Source organism: Zoogloea sp. JDB1, assembly GCF_056724025.1.
On the sequence record NZ_CM161496.1, the window covers coordinates 2,989,190 to 3,005,086 of the forward strand.

Here is a 15,897-nt window from a genome sequence, read left to right on the forward strand (position 1 = left end):
GGCCACCATCAGCACGAGGGATCGCTTTCTGCCACGATGTAGTATGGGTTTTTGACGACCCGGCCATCCACGATCATCATCGGATGAACCTTGAGAAGTCGGTAGAGCGTCTCTCCGTCAAACAGGCGGGCGTCGTACTGACAGATGGCGGTTACCGGCACTTTCCGGAGGAGTTGATTGATGCGGGATTCATACTCGATCAGCAGTTCCGATCCCGGATGACCCCGAAGCGCCCAGTTCATTTCGCCGGTGACGCGTAATCCCTTGAAACCTTCATGAAGGCTTTGCCCCCATGCCGACTCCAAGCTACCCAGCATGCGGTCAGGGCTGAAGGTGCCGTCCGGGCAGTAGGTTTCTTCGGCTGTCCGCAATATGCACTGGCGACCGTCGGGGTCGGGAAGCGCAACGCCCAGTTTCCGTAGCTGTGTCCGCAGTTCATCCGGCGTCATCGTGTCCACGAAGTACGCAACTTGTTCGTCGCTCTCCAGACCGCTCTGGATGTACTTGGCGAGGACCTGGCGCCGTTCATTGTCATCGTTGAAGATGAAGCACATGTGGGTGCCCTCGAGGAAGGGCCGGGGGTCGAAGCCCAGTGAGGTCATACGCCGAGTGGTACTGGAGGGTGTTGGCATCAAGAACTCCGCCCCAGTTGGGGCAATGATCTGACAAGCGTCAAACGCTATCGGGAAAACGTTGATGGGGATGCGGAGGCATCGGTTCGGTTAGCCAAAACTATTACTATAGTAATAGATCCCCCGGGAACTCTGAGTGACAAAGCCAAGGCACAGGATCGCTGTACAGGTCTGCGGGATTGTCGTTCCCTGGGTGGCGTAGCGGCCTGATAACATCTGTGGCGGGCGCGATCGCACGGAACACGGTATCCCGGCGTTCGATGGGCCCGGACAGATTCACCGCCCACGTCAATTATTGTCTTTGCCAGGATGTCAGCCAGTCTGAAAGGATGTTCGTTCATCGTCGCCGATGCCAATTCGCAGATACGGTCGATATTGGCGACGATGGTGGCCCACGAGGGCGCGCGCGTGCTGGCCAGCCTGCGCACGCCCGCGGAGGCGTTGGCAACGGTTGGGCGCCTCAAGCCCGACATCGCGATATTCGATCTGCACCTCCTTGAGCCGTCGATGCCCGACGCGCTTCGTGCCGTGATCGCGGATAACCCAGAGACCGCCGTTGTGGTAATGGGACTGGACGATCAACGGGAGGCGGCAAGGATGGCGATGGACTGCGGGGCGTTCGGCTACATGCGCAAGCCTTTGAACGAGGCAAACATACTGGCTTCGTTACTTCAGGTGAAGGCCATTCTGGCGTGCCGAAAGGGTGTGCAGGCTGTGCCCAGGCGCAAGGGCCCGGAACATCGCGCAGTCATCGTCGACTGCGATGCGCTGGCGCGGGGCCTCTTGCGCATCATCCTCGAAGAGAACGGTTTCGAGGTGGTGGCCGAGGCGGCTTCGGGCTTCGAAGGGCTGATGGCCGTCGAGCGCCATGAGGCGGATTTCGTCTGTCTGGCGGTCGATCTACCGGAGATCGACGGTTTGAATACCGTCGCCTGCCTGCGCGCGGTTCACCCCACTCTGCCCGTCCTCATGGTGACAGCCCATGCGGACCGGGAAACGGTCAGTGCGGCTATCCGGAGCGGCGTTCAGGATTACGTCATCAAGCCCTTCGATGCGGAGCGGGTGATTGCCGCCGTCAGGAAAGCCTTGGCTTGACCGGGCGGCTTGGTGGCATTGTTTCGCTGTCGCCCAGACTGACCACTGGATATCTTTGGGGGCTCAGTCCCGGGGGGCCTTGTCCGTGTCTTGCTCTTCATGGGGGCTGAACACGACAAAGCAGCCTTTTCCAGCATCCTTGGCCTGATACATCGCTTCATCAGCACTCTTGACCAATTCTGCTGCATGCGTCCCGGCTTCCGGGAAGTTTGCGATCCCCACGGAGGCGCCAATTTTTACGGGGCAACCGCGGATGTCGTTCAGACTGGCGATGTCGGATACGATTTGCGCTGCCAGCAGTGGGGCGTTGTTCAAGGAGCGAACGTCCTCCAGCAGGATGAGAAACTCGTCCCCACCCAGTCGAGCCAAGGTGTCGGAGCCCCGGCGAACACGTTTTCCGATGCACCGGGCCACTTCCTGCAAGAGCAGATCCCCGATCTCATGACCAAACTGGTCGTTTACGGCCTTGAAGCCGTCGAGGTCGAACAGCATGACTGACAAGGTGGTACCACTTCGTCGTGAGCGCTCCAGCGCGTGATTCAGGCGGTCCATGATCAGCGCCCGATTCGCAAGTCCGGTGAGTGCGTCGTGGAAGGCCAGGTGACGCAGGTGCTCCTCGTTTCGGTAGCGGTCCGTTATGTCGGAGAATATTCCTACGTAGCGCGTGCCAACCTCGTCACTGACGACTGTGTTGATGTTCAGGTGTTCGAGATAGGTGGTGCCGCTCTTGTGTCGATTCCATAGCTCGCCACTCCAGCTTCCGTGGGCGTGCAGGCTGCGCCAGAGGCGTCGATAGAAGTCGGGGCCGTGGCGCTCCGATTTCAGCATGCGTGGAGTCTGACCGATCACTTCTTTGGAGGTGTAACCGGTAATGGCCTCGAAGGCGGGGTTGACGGCCAATATCACACACTGATCGTCGGTCACCATTGCGCCTTCGCTGGTGTGCTCAACAATACTTGCGGCGAGGCGTATCTCTTCGGTGCGCTCCTCGACTCTTCGCTCCAGGCTCGAAGCCAGTTGGCGCATTTCATTCTTGCTGGCCTCGAGTTGCTCGGCAAGTCGAGTCGTCTCCTGTGTAGATCGTTTGCGATGAGCGCCGCTTGCCGACATGAAGTAGACGACAAGAAGGAATGAGCCCAATGGAACGAGTAACAGGAGGCCGCTGTTCAGCGCCTGTCCGAGCCACACATCCGCGTAGCCATCGGACGACACATCCGCACTGATGAGAAAGGGGAGTCCGTCGATCTTGCGCACGGATTGCAGATGCACTACGCCGTCGGTGCGGCGGTAGGGCGGGAAGGTCGTTGCGGCCACGCCCGACGTGACAAACTCGTGCAGTGCCGATGGGAGCTGCGCATCACCGACCTGCTCCGCGGGCAGGTTGCCGCCAGGATGCCGTGCGATGAGCGCGCCCGACGATCTGTCCCTCAAGGTGGCAACACCGTGCTCACCCAACTGCTGGCTTGAAAGAAGCTCTTCAAAGTAGCTGAGCGGTACGGTAATGGAGACCACGCCACCAAAGCGGCCGTCAGCTCTATCGTATCGACGGAGAAAGCCCAGCACCCATCGCTTGGATATCTGGTCCAGATAGGGGGGCGTGATGACTGTGGCGCCATTGGTCGCCGCGCGCATCTTTGCGAGGGTAGGGCGATCCACATAAGTTGTCGTGCTCGCTTGAACCCCCACTCCGTTCCCCCAGCGGACGATGCCTTCTGCGTCGGTAATGTGAATCCCGTCCAGTTCAGGCAACCGCTCCAGCTGCGCCTGAATGATGGGAGACAGCATGTCAGCGCTCAGGCTCGAGGATGCGTCCAACAGGGCAATCCGCGAGACGACGGCGTCCAGGCTCAAATCGACCAGCCTTGCGGTGGACGATATGCTTGAGTCGATGGCACGAATGGCATTCTCAGCAATTCCTTCTGCGTGGGACTCGTGACGCTTGGTGGCCTCCTTTGCGATATTTACAGAAAGAAAGGCAACACCCGCCAGGAGCGGTAGTAGAAGAAGCGCGAGGGGGCGCCAGAATGTCTGCCTCCAGTAAGGCAGCGTCAAGTGACGTTGCTCGGTCAATTGACGGCTTTCGGGCTTTCGGATTCAGTTGCTGAATTCGAAAGCCCTGGCGTGAGTTGGAAGGCGGAAAGCATCGGCGCAGGAGCAGTCACGACGGCTTACGGCGAGAGCTTCAATGCGTTCTCGGCACCTGAAGTGTTCCCAGCGGGGCGCACCAGGGCAGTGATGGTCGAGGACAATTCACCAAAGTCGATCGGCCAGGCCAGGCTCCCGTCGACGATCTTCGCTTCAGGTGGTGCCATGCCACCCTCGCGGTTCCCCGCCAGCAGAATCTTGCAGGACCAGCGTTGCTTCAGATTGGCGACTTGCTCCAGCAGATCGTCGCTTCCCAGGAAGGCTCCAATGCTGACGATCAGGATGTCCATGGGTTCGTCTTTTGACAGGGAGTGGAGGCTCTTCAAGCTATCCAGGCCAAGGGCCCGATGACCAAGGATGCCCAGGCCGGCAACGATGGCCTGCCGCGATAAGCTTGCAGGTTCAACGACGATAAGCCGGCACGAACTGACTTTTGGCGGCTTTGTTCTGTGAGCCTGGTCAGGGTCGGAACTGTGCATGCCCGACGGACTCTGGCTTGGAATCAAGTCCAGACTCCGCACCAGATCCAGTACCGAGGAGACGTTCATCTTTCGGAAGATCTGAGTGCGATGAGTCTTGACGGTATTCACTGTCGTGCCAAGGAGTTCGGCGATTTGTTTGTTCTTGTTGCCGAGAATCATCAACTGGCAAACGTCCCTCTGACGCGGAGTCAGGGTATCCAGGCGTGCGCGTACATTTTCTGCGTCGTGGTGAGCGGCGGGGTTATTCGCTCCTGAAAACATGAGTGTGGTCGGCCGGTGGTGGAATACAAATTCGTCCAATATCTGGACAAGTTCGCCGTCGAATTTGATTTCCGTCTTTTCGATCTCCAGCAATTCCTTGGTCAGTGGGCGGTCGTATTCGACTGTATGGTCGCCGAGCCACTCTGAAAGTACCCGCCTCAACTTTACTGCCGTGGTAATGGGATCTATTTGCTCCCCTTCACTGGCAATAAGGCTGAGCTTTCTCAAAATATCGCTGTGAGCCTGTGTGTGGAGCTCGATATGGCGCAGGCAGACGGGTGTCGACGGCAATAAGGCCATCAGGCTTTCCTCATAGATGGCATGGCCGACGAGAAACGCCATCATCTCCCCGGCAAGGCTGGCAAGGGCGCTGATACAGGGCTGGCAAGACTGCCGGTGCCGGCACTCTTCACCGCAAGGGCCTTCGCCTTTTGGGCAGAAGGAATTCAATTTGTCTGCCAGGACCGCAAGCAGGGAGTGCTGGTGATCAATCTCGAAGTGTCCGGTAAGGAAAACTGTCATCTAAAGCCCGCGTGCAATGCCTTTGTGCGCATTCAAAAAATGAAGGAATTGCCGCATTGTCGCAGATAAGTTTCGCATGCTCACTCACCCCAAGGGGTGAAGCCCAGCGTCTCCAAAACCCCGGATGGCGACTGCTTTCAGCAGGTGGAAGGGGTTTGAAAAACCTATATTTCGAAGGGTTTTTCAACGCCTGGCGGTAGTCGTCCCGGCTGTACTTTCTGTCGGGCGTTGATAGGCGCTGCGCGTTGCTTTTCGAGAGCGTGGGGGAACTGACGTAGTAGGTCCGACAACTATTCTGGTAGTAAGAGCGTCGTGCCGGGGATAAAAGAGCAGATGAACTTGGCCCGGTTGTCGACATCAAGGAGGAGCAGCAATGTCTTCCTCTACCTGGCAGGTCAGCGGAACCTATTTTGAAGCCTGCACCTGCACGTCCATGTGTCCCTGCGTCACCCGCTCTGGCTGTATTGGCAAGCCGCATGCCGTGGGCTGGGATTGAATCCGCCCTGGCGCCGTGCTTTATTCGCCAGAATCGCAGAGGGCGTGCGCTCGAAGGGCTGGATCTGTTCGGTCCGACACTTCAGGTGGCCGCTGCGGGGTGAGCCGGGCCGGGCGCCCGCGCCTACCGATCCGGCAGCTGTACCTTAAGCACGCGTTGGGCGGGAGCGATGAGAGTGTGTTGCGAAAATGGGCCGAGAACCCGTCATGACAGTTCGTGGGGGTGGAGAACTCCTGGTCAAGACCATCTATCTCGAGGCAGTCGTCTCAATGAAGGCGATTGCGCCCAAGATGCAGGACATGAAGGGCTTGCCCGAACCCCACACCGCTATCGTCGACCTGGGCTATGGGCTATGGGCTATCGGGCAGGGCCGAACTCGGTCGAGTATATGGACCGCCTGTCCACGCCGTTCCACACGATGGAAAATGGCGCTTGGGTCAAGCGCCGCGGCTTTCTTGACGGTCATGCTGCCGATTTTGGTAGTGCGGGTCGCCATCAGGTTTGCCGTTTCGATACGCCTGACCAGGCGAGCCTGCCGGCTATTACGGGCGCTGTGACTGTGGATGCGCGGATCGGCTTTGATGATCGCAAGGCCACGGCCTTGTTGCATCTGCTGGTATGCAGCGGCGTGTGGTGGGCCCTGTTGCACCGGATGTTCGATGGTACGCGGCGCGCGCTTCTCTATAACCCCGGAGCCGGTGCCGATCACCGCATCCGGATTGCGGTTGAGGCAAGGGGGCCGATGGTCGATCCTCTCGGGCAAACCCATCTCACTGCGCTTGGTGTCGTATGGCAGATCGAGAACTTGCTGGCACCCGCCGGGCCTGCGCCCGGTATCTATCTTGGGGAAGCGCTTGTTGATCCGGCACATGCCCGCCGACAACTTGAAGAGGAAAACGTAAGCGTAGACGAGTGCTCTTTCTCGTAGCTCGGCCCAGAACCCAAGCGGGCAGAGGCTTGGAGGGGCCGTGGTTCTCTAGGTGAGTCCGATGGCTGCCAGGGCCGTCGAATTGTCGGTCGATAAGGCTTCGTTGCAGTGATGGGGTAACACCATGTCTTTTGTGGGGTCCGCGATGGCGAGGGCACGAATGACGGCCGCGTGCGTCCGGACATTCCCGAAAACCGTCGCAAAGGATACGTCGGCAGCATCCCGACCGGTGCCGAAGCGCACGAACCCCATCGGAATGCCGGTGCCAGAAGGGTCGAAGATGTACCAGCGGTAACCCAGGTATACCTCGACGTAGGCCTGGAAGTCGGACGGACCCAGGGTCGGATCGGCTCCGTAATCGGTGCCGGTGGCAAAGCGCGCCGGGATGTTGAGGGCGCGGCACAGGGCGATCATCAGGTGTGCGAAGTCGCGACAGACGCCGACGCGTTGAATCAGCGTGTCGACTGCCGAGGTGTTGGTGTTCGAGCTGTTTAGGGCAAAGGTGAGGTGTTGCTTTACCCATTCCTGTATGCCCTGCACCCGGCTATATCCTTGTGCCAGTCCTCCGAATTCCTTGTTGGCGAGTCTGATCAGCCGGTCTGACTGGCAGTAGCGACTTGGATAGATATAGCCGATGACTTCCGGCGGCATATCCCGTACGGCCACTTCGGCGATTTTTATCGGATCGGCAAAGTGGTGGGTGAGGTCGATGGTTGCGGTGTAGCTGAGATTCAAGGAACCTGGATCGGCATGGACCTGCATGTAGCGATTGCCGCTCATGGGCGCCGTATACATCCGCAGCGGGATTGATTGGCTCAACGTCAGGTTTTCTGCCGAAACTCGCTGGCTTGGCGTCTGCGCCGCATGTATGTTGAATATGAAGTCGGCGCCTGCTCCGTCGATTTCATACTTCAGGTCAATCTGCAATTCGATCCGGATCATGGGCTTGGCGAACTTTCGCTGGTGGATCAGGGCATGCATGGCGGCCGGAGTTGCGATCCGCTATGCGTGACGGAGAGGATAGGCAAGGCGAGGCCGGCACTCTGTGCGCTGGCGCGCATAGCGACGGGCCCGGTCTATGTGCGCGAGCCGACAAGTGCGCCGGTGGGCTTGGCCTGATAATCGGTTTTTGTGGTTGCAACGCCCCGAGGGACATCAAATGGCAAGGCGCACCCGAAAAACGGCGTGGAGTCGATCGTTCCAGAGCGTGTTGAAGACGATGACCCGGACGGCAGTACGCGTCGGCACCAAGGCGATGAAGGAAGGCTTGCGTGCCGCTCCGCTGGCGGTCAGGCGTATGTCGGCCGGGAAGGCGATGGCGCCGTCAGCCAATTGGACGAAAGGGATCGCCGTCGGTGCGGCGGGGCCTCGCCGCTATTGGCTCTATAAGCCGCCCGGCGTGAGGCGCAACGAGAGCCTGCCGTTGCTGGTCATGCTGCATGGCTGTGGACAGGATGCAGAGGCGCTAGCGGCCACCAGCCGGATGAACACGGTCGCGGCCCGCGGACGTTTTTTCGTGCTTTATCCCGAGCAAGATCGCCTGTCGAACGTGCAGGGGTGCTGGAACTGGTATGACACGCGCACGGGGCGGGCGCAGGCCGAAGCGAATTCAATCAGTGCGGCCATCGAGCAGGTTTGCCAGTCGCACGCGGTCGACCGTGGCCGGATTGCCTTGGCGGGCATCTCCGCCGGGGCGGGTATGGCGGTGCTGCTGGCGACTCAGCATCCGGAGCGCTTTCGGGCCGTTGCCATGCATTCGGGAATTGCGCCGGGCGTGGCGAATTCATCGGCCAGTGCCATCAAGGCCATGTTTGGTCAAAGCGTGGCGACGTCGCCGTTGCCGGCCGTTGCCCCCGATGTGCGACTCCCGGCCTTGCTGGTCATCCACGGGGCGACAGACCGCGTCGTGGCTCCGTCCAACGGTGCGGAAGCGGCCATGCGTTGGGGGGAGCGGGTCGGCGCCAGGGCGAGCAAGCCGCGCCGGGTTCAGCGCGGTGCGCGTTACGCAGCGACGATCACCGATTATCGAAAAGGCGGCCGGCTGATTGCGACGCTGTGTGCCGTCGAGCAACTCGGGCACGCCTGGAGCGGCGGTGCCGTAGGGCATCCGTACTGCGATCCGAGAGGTCCGGACGCTTCACGAATGATCTGGTCCTTCGTCGCCAGGCAATTTGCGCGAGCGGCTCACTTAAATCCCTATTGCTGAAGCAGTTTTCTTGATCCATGCGTTGACATATCCTAGAAGTGTATTGAGTGCGGCGCCTGTGGGCGCCGCTTCCGCCCCATTTCCGAAGAGTCCGCCCATGGGTTCCTTGATCTCTCCGCAAGACTTGCCGACCTGGGTGCCGGGGCGGGTGTTGTCGGCCAGCGATGGGCTGGGGTGGAAGGATGTCGGCCATCGGGCCTATCTGTATACCGGGCTCGATGTGGCAATTCCGCCGATGGATCATTTCATGGTGGTCCGTTATCGCACCGGGCAGACGCCGATGGATCGGCGTGTGGAGGGGCGGTGGACGCGGCGGCAGTGTGCGCCGGGGGAGTTCTCTCTGCTGACCCGGTCGGAGCCGTCCCACTGGCATTGGACGGAGTGCATCGAGGTGTCCCACACCTATCTGGCGGATGCCTTGATGCAGCGGGTGGCGGCGGATATCACCGAGCGGGCGGTGGCGGATATCCGGCTGCACGATGTGTTGCAGGCGCGGGACCCGGTGGTGATGGGCATCGTCGATGCGATCACCGCGGAGGCGGAGCGGAAGGGCTTTGGCGGCAGCCTGTACGTGGAGGCGTTGTCGATCCAGCTGGCGGTGCATCTGTTCCGGCATTACGCGTGCATCCAGTTTCGTGACGAGGTGCCGGCGGGGCCGTTGTCACCGGCGCGCATGCGGCGGCTGAACGAGTTTCTGGATACCCATTTGCAGGACAGCATCTCCATTGAGCAGATGGCGGCGATGCTGGGGCTGGGGGTGTGGACCTTCTCGAAGCATTTCCGTGCGACGACGGGGGCTTCGCCTTACGACTACGTGACGCGGCGGCGGCTGGAGCGGGCGGTGCATCTGCTCACGGCGGGGGAGCTGGCGATCAAGGAGGTGGCCCTGGATTGCGGTTTCTCCGACCAGGCGCACCTGACGCGGGTGATGCGGGCACGGCTGGGTACGACGCCGGCACGCATGCGCAAGGAGGGCGGCGGTTAGGCCGTTCGCTACTACAGTGGGGCAAAAAGGGGCGCAACGGCATGGCCGCTGCGCCCGAAAGGCGCGTCCTGAAGAGCGGGGCGCCTGCACTTGCAGCCGCTCAGGGCTGCCTGGGCATCACCTTCCGGAGGTGATCGCTTGCGCCAGCAGCTCCTTCAGGTGGCGGTCCACTTCGGCGATGCAGTTGGCGTCGGTGCCGAACAGGGCGAGGTGGCCGTCGATGCTGTTGAGCGGCCGGAACTCGCTGTTGGGAATGAGCTGCTGCTCGGCCAGGCAGTCGGTGGGCGGAAAGAACATGTCGTGGCTGATCGGCATCACGAAGGTTTTCGCCTGGATGCGGCCGAGGGCTTCGGCAAGGTTGCCGCCGGTGTGGCGGCTCACGTCGCCGCGCTGCCATTTCCAGGCCATGCACAGCAGGTTGTTCGGGTCCATCGGGCCGAAGTAGCCGTTCATGAACTGCTCGATGAAGCTCTGCATGTTGTCGAAGCCGAGCACCCGGTGGCGGCCGCAGCGGAAGAACTCGGTGCTCCAGCCCATCACCGTCCACAGCTTGGCGTGCCGTTGCAGGCCGGCGGCCACGTCGGCGGACGAGGCGTAGCGGCCGTCGGCAAAGCCCGGATCGGTGGTGATGGCCTCCATCAGCGTGTCGGCAAACACGAAGTCGTGCTCGGTGTTGCGTGCCGTGCCGGCAATCGGCGCGGCGCGTTCGACCATCTCCGGGTAGCGCACCGCCCACTCGTAGGTCTGCTGGGCCCCCATCGAGCCGCCGACCACCAGCGCCAGCCGTTCGATGCCGAAATGCCGGGTGAGCAGCCGGTGCTGGGCGCGCACGTCGTCGCCGATGCGCACGCGGGGAAAGCGTGGCCCGGCGATGTCGGCCGGCGCGTTGCTGGGCGACAGGGACAGGCCGCTGCCGATCTGGTTGACGACGATGATGAAGTAGCGCTCGGGGTCGAGGGCGTGGCCCGGGCCGATGTAGACCTGCTCCATGATCTTGCTGGTGCCGGAATACCAGGTCGGCACCAGGATGGCGTTGTCCCGCGCTTCGTTGAGGCGGCCGTGGGTGGCCACGGCGAGCTTGCACTCTTCGAGTACGCCGCCTTCTTCGAGTTCGAGGCGGCCGATGTCGATGAGCTTGAACGGGCCGTGGTTTTCCTGGGTGTAGTAGGTATTCATGGTCTTGTCTCCTCCTTGGGGGCGATGGTTCAGCGCATCGCGAAGCCGGGGTAGCCCTGGCTGGCGAGCTCGTCGCACTTGCTGTTGTAGTTGCCGACGCCGCCAATGTAGGAAATCAGCCGGCGCGGTTTGCCTTCGACGTTGGAGCCCATGTACCAGGAGTCGGTCTTGACGACGAGGGTGGCGGCAGCGGTTTCGTCGTGGTGCTGCACCCAGGCGTCCTCGAAGTCCTGGGTGGCTTCGATGATCTGCTTGCCGTTCTTGCGGGCGTAGGCGATGCAGTCGGTGATCCAGTCCACCTGTTGCTGCAGGCAGGTGGTCATGTTGCACAGGGCGGCGGAGGGGGCGAGGGGCGCGCCGGTGGTGAACAGGTTGGGGTAGCCATGCACCTGCAGGCCCATCGAGGTGCGGATTTCCTGGCTCCATTGTTCCTTGAGGGAACGCCCGCCGCGGCCGCGGATGTCGATGCGGCTCAGCGCGCCGGAGCCGGCGTCGAAACCGAGGGCCAGGATGATGACGTCCACCTCATGCACGGTGCCGTCGGCGGTCTGGATGCCTTCCGGCACGATGCGCTCGATGGGCGCCTTGCGGCAGTCCACGCCTTCCACATTGGGCTGCAGATAGACCTCCAGGTACTTGTTCTCCAGCGGCACGCGGTGGGTGCCGAAGCCGTAGTCCTGCGGGATCAGCAGATCGCACAGGTCGGTGCGGTGCTGCAGGCGGTCGCGCATCTTGGCGCGCACGAACTTCGATACTTCCTCGCTGACGGCCTCGTCGGTGAACATCTCGGGGAAGGAGGCCAGCCACAGGGCGAGGGAGCCGTCGTTCCAGTTGCGTTCCAGGATGGCGGTGCGCTCTTCGGGGGTCTTCTCGTCCCACGGGCCCGCGTCGAAGTCGTAATCGAAGCCGGCGAAGGTGGTACGCACGCGCTGCTTGGTCTCATGGAAGCGCTCGCCCCATTTCTGCCAGTCCTGTTTCGAGTACTTGGGGTTCTGCATCGGGATGATGTATTGGGGCGTGCGCACGAAGACCTTCATCGAGCCCACTTCGGGGGCGATGGTCTGGATCACCTGGATGCCGGTGGCGCCGGTGCCGACTACGGCGACCCGCTTGCCCTTCAGATCCACCGGTTCCTTCGGCCACAGGCCGGTGATGAGTACCTCGCCCTTGAAACTGGACTGGCCGGGGAAGCGGTCGACGATGGGCGCTGATAGCATGCCGCAGCAGGCGAGCAGGTATTGGGCGGTGACCGTTTCGCCGTCGGCGGTGGTGATGCGCCACAGGTCTTCCGCTTCGTCGAAATGGGCCGAGGCGATGCGGGTGTTGAACTGGATGTCCTTCTTCAGGTCGAGGCTGTCGGCCACGTGATTGAGCCAGCGCTCGGTCTCCGGCTGCGCGGGGAAGCGCTCGGAGGGCTGCCACGATTTGTACAGCTCTTCGGAGAACCAGTACTGGTAGATCTCGGCCTGGGAGTCGAAGCGGGCGCCGGGGTAGCGGTTCCAGTACCAGGTACCGCCGACGCCGCTGCCGGTTTCATAGGCGCGCACTTTCAGGCCCATCTCGCGCAGGCGATGCAGTTGATACAGGCCGGCGACGCCGGCGCCGATCACCAGCGCGTCGAGATGTTCGGTTTGGGGCTGCTGGGTGGCAGGGCTCTGCGGGGTGTATTGCGTGCTCATTTCTTGTCTCCGTTGCCTCGTTGTTGTGCGAATGGCCACTGGCCGGTTTCCGGCGCGAGTGGCGACACGGTGTGCCTCGCGAAGGGCGTGGTCGTCGTGTCGGAGACAAATCTATGAGCGATGGGCCAGGGCTTTCTTGTCGATCCTTGGCGAAGTTTTGAATAAAACGGGAAAGGCGCTAATCAGCGGTTGGCGTGTCGGTTTTGTGGCGGGCGGATCTGGTCCTGGAGGCGTCCGACCGTAACGCGGCTTCAAAGGCTCGGCGCGCCCACTGGGCGGCTTCGTGGACGTCTTCGAGTATTGATTCCGGTGCCTGGTAGTAGGAGAGGCCGACGGTCTTGCCGCTGCGCACGTACTGGAACCGGCCGAGGCCCAGGGCTTCGAAGTCCGCTACGTTTTGCGCATCGGCCTTCAGGTACAGGATTTCGTCATGAACCAGGCCGAACATGAGTCCGTCGCGGAAAATGCCGTAGCCGGAGAACATCCGCTTGAGACTGACCGGCCCGAAGAGCCGGAAGACGTCCGACAGGTGTTGTGCGAATTCTCGGGTCATGGTGTAGCCTGCGTGAAGGAGAGCGGGTGTTCTCATCATTCGGCGGCGTCGCCCATGCCGGCGTTACCGTAAATGTCTTTGATTTAAAAAGAAATGCATTGAATTGATTGGTTTTTCTTTTAATTCTATTTTTCTTTTGAATGCACCGGAATTGAGGATGGACGCTTATTTGCGAACCAAGTTGGTGCAAATGGAAATATATATGGCGTTATTCATTAAGTACGGTTGAATCTATATAACGCTATTTTCTATCATTTTTTCGTGATGTGCATTTTTGCATGCACGCCTGATATGCACTGGGTTCCGCCTGTCGAAAGTGGTTCCGCCTGTTTCCTTCTGAATCACGCAGGGAAATTGCGGTTTCGATGGGGGCGCTGCAGTGGATCGATACGATGAAAGGACTCACATGACGAATACGACGGCGGAGCTCGAAGAGCTTCTCATGCAGCGTTCGCTGACCGACCCGCAGCTTCTGGCGGCGGCGGAGCAGGCGCCGGAATTCCGCATCCTGCCGGATGCATCGGTGATCAAGATCGGCGGCCAGAGCGTCATCGACCGCGGTCGTTCCGCGGTCTACCCGCTGGTGGAAGAGATCGTGGCGGCGCGCAAGGCGCACAAGCTGCTGATCGGCACCGGCGCCGGGACCCGCGCACGGCATCTGTACTCGATCGCTGCCGGCCTCAACCTGCCGGCCGGTGTGCTGGCGCAGCTCGGCGCGTCGGTGGCCGACCAGAATGCCGCCATGCTGGGCCAGCTACTGGCGCAGCACGGCATCTCCATGGTCGATAGCGCCGGCATGTCGGCGGTGCCGCTGTTCCTGGCCGAGGTGCACGGCGTCGTCTTCAGTGGCATGCCGCCGTACAAGTTGTGGATTCGTCCGGGTGCCGAGGGCGTGATTCCGCCTTACCGCACCGACGCGGGCTGCTTCCTGGTGGCCGAGCAGTTCGGCTGCAAGTCGATGATCTACGTGAAGGACGAGGATGGGCTGTACACCGCCAATCCGAAGACGTCAAAGGACGCCAAGTTCATCCCGAAGATTTCGGTGGATGAGATGAAGGCGGCCGGGCTGCACGACTCCATCCTCGAGTTCCCGGTGCTCGATCTGCTGAAGGACGCCCGTTACGTCCGCCAGGTGCAGGTTGTGAACGGCCTCGTCCCCGGCAATCTGACCCGCGCGCTCGCAGGCGAGCACGTCGGCACCCTCATCACCGCGAGCTGAGAACCACTGCCATGGCTGAAACTACCAATACCATCAAGCACGTTGCCTCGCCGCTGGCGCGTCAGACCCTTCTCGACGGCGATCTCGTCCGTCCCGTCGCGGGCGTGCGCCCGATCCGCCTGCTGCCGTGGCTGCAGGTCGTCAAGATCGGTGGCCGCGCGATCATGGACCGCGGTGCCGAGGCGATCCTGCCGATCGTCGAGGAGCTGCGCAAGGTGCTGCCCGAGCACCGTCTGCTGATCCTCACCGGCGCCGGCATCCGTGCCCGCCACCTGTACGGCGTGGGCCTCGATCTGGGCCTGCCGGTCGGCTCCCTGGCACCGCTGGCGGCCAGCGAGGCTGGCCAGAACGGCCATATCCTGGCGTCGCTGTTGGCCCCGGAAGGCGTTTCCTACGTGGAGCATCCGACCATCGCGAGCCAGCTGGCGATCCACCTTGCCGCCGCCCGCGCGGTGGTGGGCAGTGCCTTCCCCCCGTACCATCATCACGAATTCCCGGGTTCGCGCATTCCGGTGCACCGCGCCGACACCGGTGCCTTCCTGCTGGCCGACGCGCTCGGTGCCGCGGGGCTGACCATCGTCGAGGACGTGGATGGCGTCTACACCACCGACCCGAACGGGGCCGACGGGGCGAAGGCCGAGCTGCTTGGTGAGACGAGCGCTGCCGATCTCGCCAAGCAGGAAACCCTGCCTTTCGACCGCGCCTTGCTCGACGTGATGGCGAACGCCCGTCACCTGGAGCGTGTGCAGGTCGTCAATGGCCTGGTGCCGGGTCGTCTCACCGCCGCTCTGCGCGGCGAGCACGTGGGGACCATCGTCCACACCGGCCTGCGTCCGCTGTAAGCGCAGACCTGTAGAGGTGCGAAAGTGCCCCCGCCAGCCTGGTGCTGGCGGGGGCGCTGTTGTTTCAGCGGTCGATCGGTACGAGGATGACCGGCACGTCGGCCTTCATCGTGACCTTGTGGGCCACGGAGCCGAGGATGAGTTCGCCGATGGCGCTGTGGCCGCGGGAGCCCATGACGATCATGTCCGCCAGCACGTGCTTGGCCATGTCGAGGATGCAGCGGGCCGGGTCGCCCTCGACGGCGCGGATGCTGGTCAGCACCTTGTCCACGTCCATTTCCGGGTGGGCTTCGGTGAAGACCTCGATGCGCTGCCGCAGCAGGTCCTCGTCCTTGCTCTGGCCGGCGGCGCGCATCGCGTCGAATTTCTCCTCGGACATGAATTCCATGTAGGGCAGGCCGGTGGCCGGCAGCGACACGGTCATCGCGTGGAGCTTGGCGTCGAATCTCGCCGCCATCCCCACCGCGTGGCGGAAGACCGCCGGGGAGCGTGGCGTCAGGTCCGACGCGTAGAGGATCGATTTGATCTGGTAAGCCATGTCTGCCTCCTGGATGTTTGTTGTGTGCGCCCGAGTCTAGGGGCTTGGCGGCACCGCGGTGTCGTCGGAAGCTGATGTGCACTATTAGCGTTGGGATATGTCCGGACATGGATTTGTGTTGCGCGGGGCTCTGCGCGT

Annotated in this window: 15 protein-coding genes and 1 pseudogene; 8 read left to right on the top strand and 8 right to left on the bottom strand. The window is 61.9% G+C overall.

All coding sequences use genetic code 11. The features are described 5' to 3' along the window. Positions 1 to 8: 8 nt before the first annotated feature. Positions 9 to 554 (bottom strand): MEDS domain-containing protein, encoded by a 546-nt coding sequence (locus AC1PPK_RS13360; RefSeq protein ID WP_481113547.1) that lies wholly within the window; start codon positions 552 to 554, stop codon positions 9 to 11. A 387-nt stretch (positions 555 to 941) separates the two neighbouring features. Here AC1PPK_RS13360 and AC1PPK_RS13365 point away from each other — a divergent pair, with 387 nt between their 5' ends. Next, the gene (locus tag AC1PPK_RS13365) at positions 942 to 1,727 is read left to right on the top strand and encodes a response regulator (protein WP_481113548.1); all 786 of its coding nucleotides are present in this window, start codon (positions 942 to 944) and stop codon (positions 1,725 to 1,727) included. A gap of 63 nt (positions 1,728 to 1,790) precedes the next feature. Here the strand turns inward: AC1PPK_RS13365 and AC1PPK_RS13370 are convergent, their stop codons facing one another. Beyond that, a complete protein-coding gene (locus AC1PPK_RS13370; RefSeq protein WP_481113549.1) occupies positions 1,791 to 3,797 on the bottom strand; it encodes a diguanylate cyclase domain-containing protein in 2,007 nt (668 codons plus the stop codon). A 98-nt stretch (positions 3,798 to 3,895) separates the two neighbouring features. Continuing rightward, positions 3,896 to 4,960: a LuxR C-terminal-related transcriptional regulator gene (locus tag AC1PPK_RS13375; RefSeq protein WP_481113550.1), complete on the bottom strand. Its 1,065-nt coding sequence runs from the start codon at positions 4,958 to 4,960 to the stop codon at positions 3,896 to 3,898. Here AC1PPK_RS13375 and AC1PPK_RS13380 point away from each other — a divergent pair. From AC1PPK_RS13380 to AC1PPK_RS13390, 3 genes and pseudogenes are all read left to right on the top strand, one after another. Beyond that, positions 4,937 to 5,206 (top strand): hypothetical protein, encoded by a 270-nt coding sequence (locus AC1PPK_RS13380; RefSeq protein WP_481113551.1) that lies wholly within the window; start codon positions 4,937 to 4,939, stop codon positions 5,204 to 5,206. The genes AC1PPK_RS13375 and AC1PPK_RS13380 overlap by 24 nt on opposite strands. Positions 5,207 to 5,554: 348 nt before the next feature. Continuing rightward, positions 5,555 to 5,834: pseudogene (locus tag AC1PPK_RS13385) on the top strand (IS5/IS1182 family transposase); the annotation flags it as partial. A gap of 187 nt (positions 5,835 to 6,021) precedes the next feature. Next, on the top strand, positions 6,022 to 6,561 hold the full coding sequence (locus tag AC1PPK_RS13390) for a hypothetical protein (protein WP_481113552.1): 540 nt from the start codon (positions 6,022 to 6,024) through the stop codon (positions 6,559 to 6,561). A 48-nt stretch (positions 6,562 to 6,609) separates the two neighbouring features. Here AC1PPK_RS13390 and AC1PPK_RS13395 read toward each other — a convergent pair whose 3' ends face one another. Then, positions 6,610 to 7,542: a transglutaminase-like domain-containing protein gene (locus tag AC1PPK_RS13395; protein WP_481113553.1), complete on the bottom strand. Its 933-nt coding sequence runs from the start codon at positions 7,540 to 7,542 to the stop codon at positions 6,610 to 6,612. 238 nt (positions 7,543 to 7,780) lie between these two features. Between AC1PPK_RS13395 and AC1PPK_RS13400 the strand changes: the two genes are divergently transcribed. Together AC1PPK_RS13400 and AC1PPK_RS13405 are read left to right on the top strand one after the other, a co-directional pair. Then, on the top strand, positions 7,781 to 8,767 hold the full coding sequence (locus tag AC1PPK_RS13400) for an extracellular catalytic domain type 1 short-chain-length polyhydroxyalkanoate depolymerase (protein ID WP_481118215.1): 987 nt from the start codon (positions 7,781 to 7,783) through the stop codon (positions 8,765 to 8,767). A 97-nt stretch (positions 8,768 to 8,864) separates the two neighbouring features. Beyond that, positions 8,865 to 9,752: a helix-turn-helix domain-containing protein gene (locus AC1PPK_RS13405; RefSeq protein WP_481113554.1), complete on the top strand. Its 888-nt coding sequence runs from the start codon at positions 8,865 to 8,867 to the stop codon at positions 9,750 to 9,752. A 117-nt stretch (positions 9,753 to 9,869) separates the two neighbouring features. On the opposite strand, the gene AC1PPK_RS13410 is transcribed toward AC1PPK_RS13405, so the two are convergent. The 3 genes from AC1PPK_RS13410 to AC1PPK_RS13420 form a co-directional block, all read right to left on the bottom strand. After that, a complete protein-coding gene (locus tag AC1PPK_RS13410; protein ID WP_481113555.1) occupies positions 9,870 to 10,928 on the bottom strand; it encodes an alpha/beta fold hydrolase in 1,059 nt (352 codons plus the stop codon). Between the two features lie 29 nt (positions 10,929 to 10,957). Continuing rightward, complete coding sequence (locus AC1PPK_RS13415; protein WP_481113556.1) at positions 10,958 to 12,607, bottom strand: flavin-containing monooxygenase; 1,650 nt, start codon at positions 12,605 to 12,607, stop codon at positions 10,958 to 10,960. A 178-nt stretch (positions 12,608 to 12,785) separates the two neighbouring features. After that, positions 12,786 to 13,160, bottom strand: coding sequence for a TfoX/Sxy family protein (locus AC1PPK_RS13420; RefSeq protein ID WP_481113557.1), 375 nt, complete (start codon positions 13,158 to 13,160; stop codon positions 12,786 to 12,788). A gap of 406 nt (positions 13,161 to 13,566) precedes the next feature. Between AC1PPK_RS13420 and AC1PPK_RS13425 the strand changes: the two genes are divergently transcribed. Continuing rightward, entirely contained in the window at positions 13,567 to 14,379 is an 813-nt protein-coding gene (locus AC1PPK_RS13425; protein WP_481113558.1) for an amino acid kinase family protein, read from the top strand. Between the two features lie 11 nt (positions 14,380 to 14,390). Further along, positions 14,391 to 15,221 (top strand): amino acid kinase family protein, encoded by an 831-nt coding sequence (locus AC1PPK_RS13430; RefSeq protein ID WP_481113559.1) that lies wholly within the window; start codon positions 14,391 to 14,393, stop codon positions 15,219 to 15,221. A gap of 64 nt (positions 15,222 to 15,285) precedes the next feature. Here AC1PPK_RS13430 and AC1PPK_RS13435 read toward each other — a convergent pair whose 3' ends face one another. Further along, on the bottom strand, positions 15,286 to 15,759 hold the full coding sequence (locus AC1PPK_RS13435; RefSeq protein ID WP_481113560.1) for a universal stress protein: 474 nt from the start codon (positions 15,757 to 15,759) through the stop codon (positions 15,286 to 15,288). Positions 15,760 to 15,897: the final 138 nt, after the last annotated feature.

What these genes read in the sequence shown, in the direction of transcription:
- AC1PPK_RS13365 (WP_481113548.1), top strand. Translation starts at nt 942, where the DNA reads ATGTCAGCCAGTCTGAAAGGATGTTCGTTCATCGTCGCCGATGCCAAT.
- AC1PPK_RS13405 (WP_481113554.1), top strand. Translation starts at nt 8,865, where the DNA reads ATGGGTTCCTTGATCTCTCCGCAAGACTTGCCGACCTGGGTGCCGGGG.
- AC1PPK_RS13435 (WP_481113560.1), bottom strand. Translation starts at nt 15,759, where the DNA reads ATGGCTTACCAGATCAAATCGATCCTCTACGCGTCGGACCTGACGCCA.
- AC1PPK_RS13415 (WP_481113556.1), bottom strand. Translation starts at nt 12,607, where the DNA reads ATGAGCACGCAATACACCCCGCAGAGCCCTGCCACCCAGCAGCCCCAA.
- AC1PPK_RS13410 (WP_481113555.1), bottom strand. Translation starts at nt 10,928, where the DNA reads ATGAATACCTACTACACCCAGGAAAACCACGGCCCGTTCAAGCTCATC.
- AC1PPK_RS13400 (WP_481118215.1), top strand. Translation starts at nt 7,781, where the DNA reads ATGACCCGGACGGCAGTACGCGTCGGCACCAAGGCGATGAAGGAAGGC.
- AC1PPK_RS13375 (WP_481113550.1), bottom strand. Translation starts at nt 4,960, where the DNA reads ATGATGGCGTTTCTCGTCGGCCATGCCATCTATGAGGAAAGCCTGATG.
- AC1PPK_RS13380 (WP_481113551.1), top strand. Translation starts at nt 4,937, where the DNA reads ATGGCCGACGAGAAACGCCATCATCTCCCCGGCAAGGCTGGCAAGGGC.
- AC1PPK_RS13430 (WP_481113559.1), top strand. Translation starts at nt 14,391, where the DNA reads ATGGCTGAAACTACCAATACCATCAAGCACGTTGCCTCGCCGCTGGCG.
- AC1PPK_RS13425 (WP_481113558.1), top strand. Translation starts at nt 13,567, where the DNA reads ATGACGAATACGACGGCGGAGCTCGAAGAGCTTCTCATGCAGCGTTCG.
- AC1PPK_RS13395 (WP_481113553.1), bottom strand. Translation starts at nt 7,542, where the DNA reads ATGCATGCCCTGATCCACCAGCGAAAGTTCGCCAAGCCCATGATCCGG.
- AC1PPK_RS13360 (WP_481113547.1), bottom strand. Translation starts at nt 554, where the DNA reads ATGTGCTTCATCTTCAACGATGACAATGAACGGCGCCAGGTCCTCGCC.
- AC1PPK_RS13390 (WP_481113552.1), top strand. Translation starts at nt 6,022, where the DNA reads ATGGACCGCCTGTCCACGCCGTTCCACACGATGGAAAATGGCGCTTGG.
- AC1PPK_RS13420 (WP_481113557.1), bottom strand. Translation starts at nt 13,160, where the DNA reads ATGACCCGAGAATTCGCACAACACCTGTCGGACGTCTTCCGGCTCTTC.